The sequence below is a fragment of the Entomomonas sp. E7T21 genome (genome assembly GCF_058693955.1).
Window position 1 is genome coordinate 2,302,017 of sequence record NZ_CP191672.1, and the last position, 14,366, is coordinate 2,316,382.

At 34.7% G+C, this 14,366-nt stretch carries 15 protein-coding genes; 2 read left to right on the forward strand and 13 right to left on the reverse strand.

The window, feature by feature from the left end:
- Positions 1-32 precede the first annotated feature (32 nt).
- The 12 genes from ACQVD9_RS10920 to ACQVD9_RS10975 form a co-directional block, all read right to left on the reverse strand.
- Complete coding sequence (locus ACQVD9_RS10920; protein WP_264745983.1) at positions 33-815, reverse strand: fimbrial biogenesis chaperone; 783 nt, start codon at positions 813-815, stop codon at positions 33-35.
- Between the two features lie 31 nt (positions 816-846).
- A complete protein-coding gene (locus ACQVD9_RS10925) occupies positions 847-1,410 on the reverse strand; it encodes a Csu type fimbrial protein (protein WP_264745984.1) in 564 nt (187 codons plus the stop codon).
- A 13-nt stretch (positions 1,411-1,423) separates the two neighbouring features.
- Complete coding sequence (locus ACQVD9_RS10930; RefSeq protein WP_264745985.1) at positions 1,424-1,939, reverse strand: Csu type fimbrial protein; 516 nt, start codon at positions 1,937-1,939, stop codon at positions 1,424-1,426.
- 4 nt (positions 1,940-1,943) lie between these two features.
- Entirely contained in the window at positions 1,944-2,483 is a 540-nt protein-coding gene (locus ACQVD9_RS10935; protein WP_264745986.1) for a Csu type fimbrial protein, read from the reverse strand.
- 181 nt (positions 2,484-2,664) lie between these two features.
- Positions 2,665-3,342, reverse strand: a complete 678-nt coding sequence (locus ACQVD9_RS10940) for a hypothetical protein (RefSeq protein ID WP_264745987.1) — start codon at positions 3,340-3,342, stop codon at positions 2,665-2,667.
- On the reverse strand, positions 3,339-4,682 hold the full coding sequence (locus tag ACQVD9_RS10945) for a B12-binding domain-containing radical SAM protein (protein WP_264745988.1): 1,344 nt from the start codon (positions 4,680-4,682) through the stop codon (positions 3,339-3,341). Before ACQVD9_RS10945 ends, ACQVD9_RS10940 begins: the two co-directional genes overlap by 4 nt.
- Positions 4,663-5,988 (reverse strand): B12-binding domain-containing radical SAM protein, encoded by a 1,326-nt coding sequence (locus ACQVD9_RS10950; protein ID WP_264745989.1) that lies wholly within the window; start codon positions 5,986-5,988, stop codon positions 4,663-4,665. Before ACQVD9_RS10950 ends, ACQVD9_RS10945 begins: the two co-directional genes overlap by 20 nt.
- Positions 5,985-7,010 carry a hypothetical protein gene (locus ACQVD9_RS10955; protein WP_264745990.1) on the reverse strand — a complete coding sequence of 342 codons (1,026 nt, stop codon included), beginning with the start codon at positions 7,008-7,010 and terminating at the stop codon, positions 5,985-5,987. The genes ACQVD9_RS10950 and ACQVD9_RS10955 overlap by 4 nt, the downstream gene beginning before the upstream one ends.
- Complete coding sequence (locus ACQVD9_RS10960) at positions 7,007-8,353, reverse strand: B12-binding domain-containing radical SAM protein (protein WP_264745991.1); 1,347 nt, start codon at positions 8,351-8,353, stop codon at positions 7,007-7,009. Before ACQVD9_RS10960 ends, ACQVD9_RS10955 begins: the two co-directional genes overlap by 4 nt.
- 2 nt (positions 8,354-8,355) lie before the next feature.
- Entirely contained in the window at positions 8,356-9,723 is a 1,368-nt protein-coding gene (locus ACQVD9_RS10965) for a B12-binding domain-containing radical SAM protein (RefSeq protein ID WP_264745992.1), read from the reverse strand.
- Between the two features lie 40 nt (positions 9,724-9,763).
- On the reverse strand, positions 9,764-11,281 hold the full coding sequence (locus ACQVD9_RS10970) for a GH3 auxin-responsive promoter family protein (RefSeq protein ID WP_264745993.1): 1,518 nt from the start codon (positions 11,279-11,281) through the stop codon (positions 9,764-9,766).
- The gene (locus ACQVD9_RS10975) at positions 11,274-12,008 is read right to left on the reverse strand and encodes a hypothetical protein (protein ID WP_264745994.1); all 735 of its coding nucleotides are present in this window, start codon (positions 12,006-12,008) and stop codon (positions 11,274-11,276) included. Before ACQVD9_RS10975 ends, ACQVD9_RS10970 begins: the two co-directional genes overlap by 8 nt.
- A gap of 232 nt (positions 12,009-12,240) precedes the next feature.
- On the opposite strand from ACQVD9_RS10975, the gene ACQVD9_RS10980 reads away from it, so the two are divergent.
- Together ACQVD9_RS10980 and ACQVD9_RS10985 are read left to right on the forward strand one after the other, a co-directional pair.
- Positions 12,241-12,840: a phosphatase PAP2 family protein gene (locus ACQVD9_RS10980; protein WP_264745995.1), complete on the forward strand. Its 600-nt coding sequence runs from the start codon at positions 12,241-12,243 to the stop codon at positions 12,838-12,840.
- Positions 12,803-13,390, forward strand: coding sequence for a YybH family protein (locus tag ACQVD9_RS10985; protein ID WP_264745996.1), 588 nt, complete (start codon positions 12,803-12,805; stop codon positions 13,388-13,390). The genes ACQVD9_RS10980 and ACQVD9_RS10985 overlap by 38 nt, the downstream gene beginning before the upstream one ends.
- On the opposite strand, the gene ACQVD9_RS10990 is transcribed toward ACQVD9_RS10985, so the two are convergent.
- Entirely contained in the window at positions 13,352-14,281 is a 930-nt protein-coding gene (locus ACQVD9_RS10990; protein ID WP_264745997.1) for a fatty acid desaturase family protein, read from the reverse strand. The genes ACQVD9_RS10985 and ACQVD9_RS10990 overlap by 39 nt on opposite strands.
- Positions 14,282-14,366: the final 85 nt, after the last annotated feature.

A 14,366-nucleotide genomic window follows, 5' to 3' on the forward strand; every position in this document is an offset into this window, starting at 1 on the left:
TATACAAATTTATTTTTCATAAAATGCCAATACTATTGATGATTTATAGTAATTGGGTTTGGCATTTCATTAATATTAGCAAATAATGTTCCTGCTGCTTTAACGTTGGCAGGAATAGGAAAAGACATAGAACGATTAGGCAAAACATAACCTAATAATCCATCACTTACAGTATACACTTGGTTATTTTGTTTAAAGAACACTTTGGCAAGTCGTGCATGAACTTGCCCTTTATTCGTAATAACTAACCAAGATTTACCTTCTTTATTTTGTATCTTATAATCTAAAACAGGTAATGTGGCCTTATTAATATCACGTGGCTTTCTATAATCCTGATTTGTCCAAATATTATTTCCTTGTACAAACAAAGGTACAGAATAACGCATTTGAAATGCAACACCATAACCCTGACTTATATTTTCTGACTTAATATCAGCCCTTGGAATTTCATCAATTAAAACACGATAAGCATTCTCGGTATTGGCAGGAATATTAATACTTTTAACTAATCTTATTAATTGTTTTTTATCTGGTTGTACTTCAGCCACTGGAGGACTAGCAACAATTTCTGTTTGCTCAACTAATGACTCCTCACCATCTTGTTGTTGCCATTTCAATACACGAATTTGTAAAAAAACAGATTGTTTATCATTATTCTGTATCCATAAAGAAGTAGCTTTATCTGTATCCTCAATAGTTGGACCAAGTGGCCAAATTAAAATTGAACTAGCGGCAAAAATATTACTGTAAAACCCCATCAATAAAATAAAAATCATGTATTCAATTTTATTGTTATACGCTTGTATTATTTTCATAATTATCTATTCATCTCACGACAATGATTTATTAATAACTTATTGTGACTGTTACAGTATCTGTATATGTCCCTACACTTGGCATGGTAGAAGCTGCCAATAAACGAGCATATATAGGATAAGATTCTGTTGTACCACTGGAGCTAATTGTTTTACTACTACCACCATTACTACCGTTACCCCAGATACTACTGAAATTAGCATCCTGAAATAGCTGGTAACTTAATATCTCATTCGTATTTGTATTTTTTAATAAGCGTCCATTAGCAATAGAACCACTATTATTAACACCACTACTCAAACTGATAGTTACATTAATGCCAGGCGTACATTTAACAATAATTGAACCTGCATTATTGCTTGATATAACGTCCTTATTTTGGTTAAGTAATGATACGTTTCCAAAACTTATAGTTCCAAAACTACTGGTATCTGAACCACCACTACCTAATAAACATCCCTTTATAATTTCTGCTTGTACTTTAAAAGACTGTGAAACAGTTTTATCGTCAACTCCTGTATCAGCCAATACCACAGAAGTTAACCCTAACACTCCACAAACAATATAAAATATTTTTTTTATTTTATACTTCATGTAAGTCCTAATATTAATAGGTAATAGTCACACTCACTCTATCTGTATAAATACCTACTTCAGATACTGATTGTTGAGGTATAAATCCATAAATAGGTAACCAAGTTTCTTGACCATTACTAGTGCCCGAAAGGCCTTTAATATCATCCCAAACCACTGTATGAGCAGAATCAATATATAGGTTATACCTAACTGCTGTAGAACCATTACTTAAATAACGTACAGTTGTACTTTGACTATTTAGCCCTGAACTCATATAAACAATATAAGGTGTATTATTACTACACTTAATACGAATACCACCACTGTTAGCTTGGCCAACAACAGCAACACTCGTACTAAGATCAGATACATATCCAAAATCAAGCATACCGAAAGATATACTTCCGCCTGTACTCGTTGAACCTACCTCACAAGCAGCAACAACATTAGCGTTGATATTAATTACGGCAGTTTTAGTTGCTGAATATCCAACAATGCTAGTAAGTAACCCTATTACTAATATACTAATACGATTACTTACTCTCATCTCCCTACCAACTAACAGTTACAGCAACAGCGTCAGTATAAGTACCTGCGGCAGGGGCTGGTGTTACAACAGGAACTCGACCATAGAAGTCTAGAGATTGAGCCAAACCTGTACCTGCACGGCTAACAGGTGTTCCAGAGACCCATGCAGTGGCTCGAGCAGAGTCTTGGTAAAGATTATAGGCAATATAATTATTTGTTAATCCTGTGGTTTGATTACGCATTTGACGTTGTGAACCAGTTGCATTAACACCATTATCTACAGCGACTGTATAAGGTAATGCAGGAGAACATATAACACCAACTGTATTAGCCCCACCTGCTCCAGAAGCCTTCGCATCAACAGCTGTACTTAAATTTGTTTGCACACCAAAATCCAGTGTACCAAACTGGTTATAAGTACCAATACCACCACCATGAGTAATTGAACATCCTTGACCTATCGTAATTCTGACATCCAACTGACCAGAAATTGTACCTGCCGCATTTACATAACTAATAGAACCTAACACTAAGCTTGCTAAAATCATAGAATTGATTTTCATGACAATCACCTAAAAAGAAATAACGCATATGGACTCTTATTTTTTGACGCTATTACTTACAAAGAACTTCTATTTATACAATGTAAGCTATTAAATCATAATAACTTTTTTAAAAAATTACTCTAATATCTTAGTCTAGTTATATTAAATAAAAGTTTGATAGAGAAAAAAAGATTTTTCTCTATTTTAAAATCTTACTATTATGAATAATAGGCTTAGTGCCTGTGTGACCATATTTTTTATAAGAATAATTCATCACACCTAATACAGGAATAACAATACAACAACATAAACCTATAATGAAAAACACAGTAGAAAATAAATAACTTTGCTGTCCATAACAATAGACTATATATTCATAGCTACTTATCATTAAACCATAACAAAAACCAAACCCACCAAAAATCCAAGGGGCATAATCAAGTACTATAGTTTCTGCTTCTTTATTATTTGCCCAAGGTTCGTTATATACAAATAAAATACCCGCTTTAATGGCCACAATATCATAAAGAATATTCCAAAAACCTATCACTGAACAAAGTATTAATGCAGAGACAAATATATCTAATATCGTTTGTGCTGTATATTGATGAGTTAACCATGAAAGTAACGCAGTGGCACTACCAAATACAAATCCATGTTGAATACGAAAACGCCCTATATTAAATTTAGACTTAACTTCCCACACTTTACAAATATTAGTACCCACACCAGGCACAATATAAGCCCATAATACGGGGATAAGCCATGCTAATAACATTTGAAATAAGTTTTGGTATTCTTGCCACCATAAATAGGCTGCTAATGGAGATAGTAAACATGCAGCTAGATAGGGATAAATATGTAATAATTTTTTCATTTAAGACCAAACTTCATACCATGTTTTTTATAGACTTCTTTTCTAAATAAAAAAGTATAACGCCAAAAAGAAAGAACTCGGCTCATTGATTGCACAGTGACTCTTAAATCAGAAAAGCGTCTTATAATCGAAGGGATACTATTAAAATGACTACGGGCATCATGACAGGCTTTTGTTAGTTGCTCTGGTGTCATTAACTTAGGAATATAGGCTGCTTGGTTAAAGCGATATTCAGGATGTAACCACCATTTATCATCAAATAATAAACGCCCTTCTTGCTGTAGTTGACTATAAAGCGGTGTATTTGGATAAGGCATAAGAATATTATAAGCAGCAAATGCAAAACGATTTTTTAACGCAAACTCTACTGTTTGCTCAATGCTCTCAACAGTATCATGATCATACCCTAAAGTAAAAGCTGCCCATGTCTGCATACCATGATCTCGAAGAACTTTAATCTCCTGCAAATAATGGTTAAAATCTTTTATATTAGGCGATTTCTTTGCATCCCTTAAACTCAATGGGTTGATAGATTCAAAGCCCATTACATTGCCCCAACAACCACTTTGTTGCATTAGCTTCATTAATTGAGGATTTTTCGTAACATCTAAACTAGCTTGGCTAATCCAATTAATTTTTAAGGGAATTAACGCATGGCATAGTTCTGCCAATGCTTTATGATCGGTAGCGATATTATCATCAATAAAAAAAATAAATTTACGGTTTTGACTGGCTATTTCTCTAACCACTTCATCTATTTGTCGTAAATAGTAATTACCTCCAAAATATTGGCTTACTGCACAAAACTTACAGGCAAAACGACAACCACGAGAAAACTGCATAAGAGAAATAGGCAAATATCCTTTACCTTGATAAATATCTCGTCTTGCAATCAATTTATCACCACAATGATTGACCTGCCCTACACCAACAGGTGCTTCATAACGAGGTTTTAATTTATTGTGGCGAGCATCTTCTATCATGGTTGCCCATAATGTTTCAGCATCACCTAAGAAAATACTGTCTGCATGCTGTAATACTTCTTCTGGTAATAGGCTAACATGGATACCCCCCATAATTACCCTTACTCCCCGTTGCCGATACTCACTCGCTATCTCATAGGCACGGCGAGCAGTATAAGTTTCTAAAGTAATAGCCACTAGATCGGTTGGCTCATCATAGGGGATAGATTCCATTCTATCATCATACATTACTACTTCTACATCATCAGGCGTAAGCGCGGCTAACACACCAAGCATTAGCGGTTCCATACGTCCTTCATCAACATATAAACTATGTTCTCTACGCCCTATTGTTGGCTTAATGAGGGTAAGTTTCATGTTGTACCCCTCCTAATTGCTTGCCTTGTTTTTTAATAATTTCTCGATGAGAAATAATATTGGCTAATAGGGTTACGCCTTTATCTAGCCATTTTGTTTTTTTCTGAAAGCTAAATAACCTATTAGCAATAGATGAATAGCTATAAAATGTTTTTTTCGCTTCAAAACAAAGTTCTGTTAGCTGTTCAGCAGCCATTTTTTTAGGTTGAAAAATTGGATTTCCATAGCAATAGTTGGGATCAATCCACCACTCAGGTGATATAAGCCTCTTTTCTGCTAGTAATCTATTATAAAGCGCTGAACTAGGTGTTGGAGTAAGAGGATTAAAGTTAGCTATTTCTAACTTATTGCTTAACGCGAAATCAAGACTTTGTTTTATCGTATCCTCTGTGTCTTCATCATAACCAAATACAAAAGTACCATAAATATTAATACCTCTATTATGTAATGCCTTTACTACTTTTTCATAATCTCCAGCCACTTTATTCCAAGGCTTTGCCATTTGCTTTAAGTTGGCTGAATTAAGGCTTTCAAAGCCTATTAGCACAAAACGACAACCTGCCTCTGCCAATTGATCTAGTAGTGTTTCATCTCTCGCCACATCAATGCTAATCTGACAACCCCAACGTTTTTTCAAAGGTTTTAACATAGTTAACAAGCTTTCTAAAATAGACCTATTACCAAATAAATTATCATCCACAAACAGAAAAAAACGATTGGGCTTTAAAGTAACTAATTCTTCTTTAAAATATGCTATTGGCCTAGCCCTTACACCATTTTTATAAAAACCATGAATAGAACAAAAGTCACAGGTAAAACGGCAACCTCGAGTATATTGAATTAAATCTACAGGTGCATATTTCTTACCTTTAAAAATACTACGATCTAATCGATAATCATCTAAAGGTAAATCATGATTACCATAATAAATAGTTTGTAATTTATTTTGCTGAAAATCTTTTAATAACTGTTCCCAAGCGCCTTCAGCATCCCCAACAATGATACTATCAGCGTGTTGCAAGGCTTCTTCTGGTAAGAAAGTAGGATGATAACCTCCCATCACTACTTTAATACCTTGCTCTCTATAATAGTCAGCTAATTGATAACTGCGCCTAGCCGTAAATGTTTCTACTGAAATAGCAATTAAATCTGCTTCTAATTCTGTGGGTATAACCTCCACACGATCATCATAAAACTGAATATCATGTTCTTCAGCCCTGGCTGCTAATATGCCCATAGCTAATGGTGGCATCGCATCAGTTGCTCGATAATCACCCATATTAGGTCTTAATAATACTATTTTCATAAAATAGCTGCTTCTGGATTAAGCATTTGTTTTTCCCATACTGGACTAGCCACTAATTCAACCCCATAAATTCTCGTTTTATAAACCAATGGTTTAAATGTATCAATAATAGCGTGAGCTTGTGGATGATTAGCAGCTAAAGAGAATGTTAATAAAGAAGTTTGGCAATGAGGTAAGGCATCTTTTATTAAAGGTATGATCATTTGTTGATCTTGCACTTGAAAAAAACTTAAAAAGCTTTGATCTAATACTTGCTTAAGCTTTGGTAACTGAGGTCTATTAGTCAACTTAGCATAACCATTATAAACAGGTCTTAAAAGATTGATAAGAGGATGATAATGACTAGCTATAATCTGTTTAAATGATTGTTGATTCCACAATACCGCACAGCCCTTTAATTGATTATTCTGGTAATAACCTAATACAGGTAAATCGGCTTTTATTAGCCAATCTTCTGCTAAATAAGGAGCTAACTGGTACTGGCTAGCCTGCTTATTATAAAAATCAACAATAGTTTGTAACTGCCCTACTTTCTGCCATAATCCTAAATGCTTTGCCCTTGTCTTAGCAATAACAAAGGTAGATAACTCACCTAATAATTGATATTTAGGTAATCCTGCAACACCTTTTTCTAATATTCTACGGGCTATTTTATTATCACTGGCTATGCTGGTATAGCAATAAGCAAGAGGGCTAAGAAAATTTTTAAGATAACTAAACCCCTCTTTCAGTACACGTATTTTATTTCTATAATTTTCGCTGACTCTTAAACTATTAAGATAGCCTAAGTCTACCCGTTGACCATTTACAAAACCCTGTTGTTTAGTCAGTTGACAACAACCTAAAAAAACTCCCTCTTGTTCTGCCAACACTGGATATTCTTGACCAAAATAATGTTGCTTATTTAAATAATTTGGCTGGCGAGTCATCAGCATATCCACCCAACCTTGCATCGCATTTTCTTCTAGCAATTTAACAAAGTGTTGCTGGTTATTTGCAGATACAGCATGGAAATTAATCATTTAATCTCCAACAACTTACCTTGCCACGCTTCATCGCCTAGTGGATAACCATTCCGTGAACTGATTTCATTTCTGTGTAACGCATTAATTGGGAAAAAATTACGAAACATAAAAAAGTCGCTGCGATTTTTCCAACTACGTTTAAAAATAGAGCGCCAACTATAAAAATCTCTACGAGCACTTACACAACCTGTAGTGACTTGCTCAGGTGTTAATTGGGTAGGATAAAACGGCACCTCATTATAACGATAATTATCATCTAACCACCAATGTTCATAGCGCAATCTATTTTCTTGTTGTAATCGTTTATAAAGAGGCGTACCTGGAAAAGGTGTCATATGATTAAAAGCAGCAATGTACATACCCTCTTGCTCAGCAAAAGCAACTGCTTGACTAAAGGATTCTTGAGTATCATGATCATAACCAAATACAAAAGTCCCATAAACCGCTATACCATATTTTCTTAAATTAGCTAATGCCTGAGAAAAGCCACCTTTCATGGTATTAAAGCGTTTATTCATCAGCTTAAGATTATCTTCATTAAGTGACTCAAAACCTATTAACACGCCTTTACAACCAGACTGAGCAAGCTCTTTTAAAAAGCTTTCATCATGGGCGGCATTAATACTCATTTGGGTAATCCAACGAATATTTAATTTGGCTAACTCAGGTAACCACACCCTACTTTCATGGATATTACCTGCAAAATTATCATCCACAAAAAAGAAGATCTTTTTGCTACACTTTTGCTCTGCTAGTTCTTTTAATACTTGGTCAGGATCACGTCTACGATAACTGCGTTGATAAAATGTTTGGATAGCACAAAATTCACAAGGGAATCGACAACCTCGACCTGTTTCAACTAAACCAATAGGTAAATAACGCTTACCTTTAAAAAGGCTTCTATCTACTTTTACACCACTAAGATCCGTTTGAATACCTTGATATAAAGGTTTAAGTGTATGATGTTGTAAATCATCAATTAACTCTAGCCATTTCCCTTCAGCCTCGCCCACCATAATAGCATCAGCATAACGGCTAGCCTCTTCTGGTACGAGGGTAACATGAAAACCTCCCATAACTACAGGTACGCCACGCTGTCTATACTCACTGGCTATTTGATAAGCCCGTTTAGCTGTATAGGTTTCTACAGAAATAACTACAGCATCAGTAGCTTCATCATAGGAAATTTTTTCTAATCGATCATCATAGAAACGTGTTTCCACAGTATCAGGCGTAAGCCCTTTTAACGCAGCAATTGGTAAAGGCTCCATTTGCCATGAACGCAAATAAGACTCACCTAAACGATGACCAATAGCTGGATGTACAAAAGTTAACCGCATAGTTATTTACTTTGCAAAATAATTTTAGAAGGATTACGCTCAATAGGCCAATCACAGGTATAAAACTTATGCAGGTTATGTGCGTAAAATCTATAACCCAAGTTAGCTGTTAATGCTAAAGATTGGAAATTACGCGCCCCCCATAAGCGTTTAAAAATATTTTTATATTGATATATCTTCTTCCAAGCCCTTTCATGCCCATCTGATAACTGTTGCACGGTCATTAACTTTGGTTCAAATACAACATGTTGTGCATCATAGAGTGACCAATCTTTCGTTAAAATGCGATTTTCTTGCTCTAATCTTTTATAAAGAGGTGTTGCTGGAAAAGGTGTTAATACAGAAAAACGTGGTAAATCAATGCATGCATCTATGGCTAACTCTACGGTTGCATCAAAGGTATCTAACGTATCATGATCTAATCCAAAGACAAAACAACCTTGAATAGAGATACCTAATTTATGTAATGTACCTATTAATTCTTTATAGTTAACTGAAGAATTAAATTTCTTGCCTGCATCCCCTAAACTACCAGTAGTAACAGTTTCTAAGCCTAGCAATAATCCTTTACAACCACTCTTAGCCATTAACTCCATTAATTCATTATTATGAGCAATTAATACAGTTGATAGACCAAACCATTGGATTTTTAATGGAATAAGTGCGGTAAATAACTCTTTAGCATATTCAAGATCTGATACTAAATTTAAATCAACAAAAATAAGCTTTCGTTTGCCTGTTTTCGCTACAAATTGGCGGATATCTTCTACTACCCAAGACACTGGATGTTGATATTGCTTACGCCCCCATGCAGTAGGTGCCACACAAAACTCACAGTCATGACCACAAGAGCGAGTCGCTTCAAATACGGCCTGAGTTAGAAAGTATTTACTATCAAAACGTTCTCTTTCAGGGAAAGGTAATGTATTGTTACTTAAGTCAAAACATTCACTTTGTTTATAAACAGGTTGTAATTTATCAGCAAAAAAATCATAAATGAGTTGCGGCCATGTTTTCTCTGCATAGCCTATACAAATAGCATCCGCATGTTCAGTCGCTTCCTCTGGCATTAAAGTAATATGAGGGCCACCTAATAATACTTTAATGCCTTTTGCCCTAAATTGATCTGCCAACTCATAAGCTCTTATTACTGTTCCAGTAATGGCTGTTATACCTATTAAATCCGCTTGTAAATCAGCAGGTATTTCCATAATACCTTCATCTATCAAGGTAATTTCAATAGGTAACTCTTTGGGTGTTAGTGCGGCTAAGGTTGTTAAAGTCAACGGTTGGTAACGTAAGGATTTTTTAAAAATCCCACCACTCTTACGATATAACGGCCCTTTTGGAGAAATTAGTACCAATTTCATTTTGCGATCGTTGTTATATTTTACTTCCATTGTTTATTACCTACACTTGAAATACTTTTCTCCAGTCTCCCAAAAACAGAGCTGGAATCTTTATATCACCTAATCGTTTACCCTTAGCTAATTGCCACGTTAAATACTGCTTATTGGGCGCATCAATTGCTTTATACGTTAGTGGTGCCAGTTGCTGTAACTTCCTAGCATAATCATATTGTGGATTATTGCATAGCGCTTGCTCAATAATTGTTAGTATATGTTTATTCTCGTCAAAATAATTTTGATCTGTTAACAGAATATAACTACATTCTGGTTTGTTTGTGCAAAGCATTGCAAACCCTTTAAGTGGTGCTAAGCAATGATTAACAAAACTTTCTGTTAATTTTTCACCCACTAAGTCAGAAACAACGCCTGCTCGTCCTATAAACTTAACAATAGGCCTATCTTGCTGATAGCCTAAACAAGTGACTATATCAGTGGTGTCATAACGATAAAGTCCACTATTAGTAGTAACTATTACCTGATAACTCTGTTGTACTTCTAGCTCATGAGCTAAATGTATTTTTCCCTGCTCATCTAAAAACTCATAAAAATTACTTGCTGTACAAAGCAGGGTTTCGTTTAGCTGATTAGGTACTGTGATTACAGCTTCGGTGGATAATAAGCCTTTAGGTTGTATCTTTGTATAAGGAAAATAATCTGCTAACACTTTGGCCTGCATAGCCGAAGACGCATCAGCCCAACAACTTATTACTACTAAATCAGGCCATAATATTTGTGTTTGTTGTTGACTTAAATACTGCTGTAAACGCTGAGCAGCCTCTATATCTTTTGCTAAGACATGGTTAGCAACCATACCACCATTATTTAATAAATCTAAAAGCTTATTCTGTTGCTGTTGTAAAGCCTTTAATAACTGGATAAGGAAGCTAGGGCTCCAAATGGAAATAACCGTTACATCATCACTACGTAATAAATAATAGAGTGTTAATAATTGCCAATCCTCTACATTACTTACCTGTCCAACAGAAAAAGGAACAGCAGATAGTGCCATAAAAGCGGCTAGATTTTCATGCCCTAAATAAAGCACATCACCGCCGCCAATAGCTACTCCCTTTGCTGTGGCCTGTGGCTCTGCAGTAGCAGGACTAAGTGCCCAATACACTTTACCTTTAGTAATTTTATATTGAGCAATTAACTCTGCTAACCAATTTAACACAGCTCTCCGAAAGTCATCTAAACCTCTTGCTGAATAGGGAAATAGCTTACCGCCACTATGACTACCACCTGTCCTTTCAAAAGCGATTACCTCACCATTAAATAATTGATTAGTTTCACCTCGTAATAATTTTTCAATCCAAGGATATAGCATTTCATAATTAGTAATAGGAACACGTGCTTGATATTCCGCTATATTATTAATACTAGCAAATTGATATTGCTGACCATAAACAGAGTGCTGATTATGGGTTAAACATTGTGCTAACCACTGCTGTTGTACAACAACTGTGGACTGCGCTATTGGCGCTAAATATTGAGCAAAATGTTGCCAAGGATTATTCATTTCGGTACTCAATATTAGTATCTAAAAATAGTTTTTGAGCACGACTCTGTAAATTATCAGCACTTAGCTCACATAAACAAACTAACTCATGGCCTTTATAATAATAAGGATTTTTACTAAGGAAAAATTGACTCGACTTTTTTTGTTGCTCATGGGATGCAATATCCGTCAAATCCTCTTTTAAATAGCCATACTCACTAGGACACTCCACAACCCCTGTCCGCACATTATAAAGCTCTACAAACTTAGCTACTGCTAACTGATCAGCCAATTGTTTTAATTCTGGTTGTAATCCATCCCAATGTGGATAGAAACTCTTTGCGAATACAATTAAGTATTTATAAGTTCTATAGCCTTTCACTAATAAAAACCAATAGATGGGAGTCGTAGGGTTATCTTGCTTTAATTTACCCATCCGTTGAATCCAAGCAGAATGCAATGACTGTTGTTGCCAATGCTCAGGCATTACAATAGTATCACCTGAATAAACAATCATTTTTTGCTGAAAAGAATAAAACTCTATGGTTGTAAAGCCAACCATCTGCCCTTGCTGCTCTAGAAAAAGCACTTCATTTTTATTGTCTAAATCTTGGTAAAAACGCTCTAAATCGCTACCTTGATAATATTGAAAATAAATAGCGGCCATTTGTTGCTTTTTACTAGCAGTAATGGAGTTTACTGTTTGAAAGTAGGCCTGATAATTCATTTTCTTAAAAGTCTCAATCACTCTAATAATTATCTTTGTCAGTCTAACACACTTGATACTTTAACTTTAACATATGCACTTATTTTACATTTATATATCTACTTCCTTATTTAAAACTTAATTTCAATTAATATGCTTTTATTTTCACAATTAAAATTATTATAATAAATTATTAATTTAACTTTAAAAGTAAACATTGAACCTTCTTAAATATACACTAGAACCCATCAGCCAACGTCTTAAAATTTTTCTTATGTGGGGAACATTGGTTGGTATTGCTTTTTTTGGGTTATATCCATTGTTAAACTGGTATGCCAGTGAAAGACAACATACTTTTGGCCTCTACTTACCCTTTGAATTACAAATTCCTTTTGTTGCTAGTTTTATTTGGCCTTATTTTTCTATGTATTTAGTACTCTTAATACCTGTATTTGTATTAAATACTACGGCATTAAAACGATTAGCTATAGAATTAATCATAGCTACTATAATTGCTGCTTTTATTTTTCTTTTAATACCCTGCCATTTGGGATTCACAAGAACTATTCCAGAGCAGCCCTTGTATCATCTATTATATAGCCAACTATTTAATCTAGACCATCCTTATAATCTTGTACCATCATTGCATGTCGTTTATTCTGCTACTATTGTTTTTATTATTACAGCAAACACCAAAAAATATTTAAGTTACCTATTTTATTTATGGTTAATCGGCTTAACTAGCTCTACAATACTAGTGCATCAACATCATTTATTAGATGTAATTACAGGATTTAGTCTGTCATTATTAGTTCATATGATTATAGGAAGATACTATGAAAAAGATTATTGCCGCTCTACTGGTGTTAATTAGTTTTAATATAATGGCAGAGGAGCAAGATAATGCAATTCATGATGAATTAAGACAAGTATTAAAAACAGTTACTGAAGCGATTAATACAGGTGACTATGACAAGATGCTACCTGTACTTAGTAAAGACATGCGAGCCACACCTGTTACACAAGAATTTATCAATGGTAGAGAAGCTATAATACCTTATATGCGCTCATGGTTTGGTTCAGACAAATTTCTGAAAAAACTAACCATACAATTTACGCCTGATCAACTCACAGAGATTTCACCTGATAAAACATGGGGTATCTCTTACGGTAGTGGACATGAACAATATACCCTAAGCGATGGTAGAATCTATAATATAAAAACTCGTTGGACAGCCACTGTTGCATTAGAAGATGGTGCATGGAAAATTAGAACCATGCATATGGGTACAGACTTCTTAAATAACCCTATTTTAGATGAAGCCTCTGCTGCAATTAATAAAATGTTAATTGGAGGTTTAGCAGGTGGCTTAATTTTAGGCTTATTACTTGGTTTCTTTATATTCCGGAAAAAGAAAGTCTAAGTCGGCAGCAGCGCCCATAGGTGGAGCTGGGCGCACCCCTCTCCACAAGGTAAAATATACTCGCCAAAAACTAGGTTGTAATTCTTGCTTATCTACATACTTAGGTAAATCATACCAAGGCACTGTAGGATGTTGGTGGTGAGCTAAATGATAGTGATAATTTAAAGCAAGCCAACGAAAAATAGGTAACACCTTTAGATTCCATGCGCCATTTTTAATATCCCGACTACTCCACGCATGATCCGCATATTGCAAAACAGACCAATGTAATGCAAATGCGTACATACAAAGCACATAACCCCAAAAGGTTAAATCTAAAACCCAAACTAATAAAGCCTGATAACCAAAAGAAAGAGCTATCTCACACCATACCTGTAAACTAGGTAGTTTAGAAATATCTGCTATATAATGGCTGCACTCTAAATTAGTAGCTACTTTCTTTTTAAAAAAAGCTGATCGATAAAAACCACTAGCAATCAAATAAACGAAGTTACTAAATACTACACAAACATAATATAAGCCTAATAAATTACCACCATATAGAATTATATTGCGTCTGAATTTAGACTGATGGGGCAAATAATAATCATAAAGATCTAAATCTGTCCTATTACGTTCATGATGTCCTTGATGTGCTTGTTTTTGTAATAAAAATGAAGTGGGATAAGCCCAACTACTCATCACTCCAATAATACGATTACCTAATTTAGAGTTAGCGGCTACACCGTGTGCTGCTTCATGCATTATAGAGAAGGGCATATTATTAATATGGGCAAACAGAAAAATAGCTAATATTGCCCAATACCAAGCTAAATAACTAGCTACCCATAAACAACCAGCGGCTATAATTAAGCTAAACACAACCAAACTAAAACTTAGAGTAAATCGCATAAGCTACTCAACTATTAAACTAACAATATTATTCATGTTATCTGAATTCAGAATATCTTAAAAAAATACTACGTTTACTGATTTA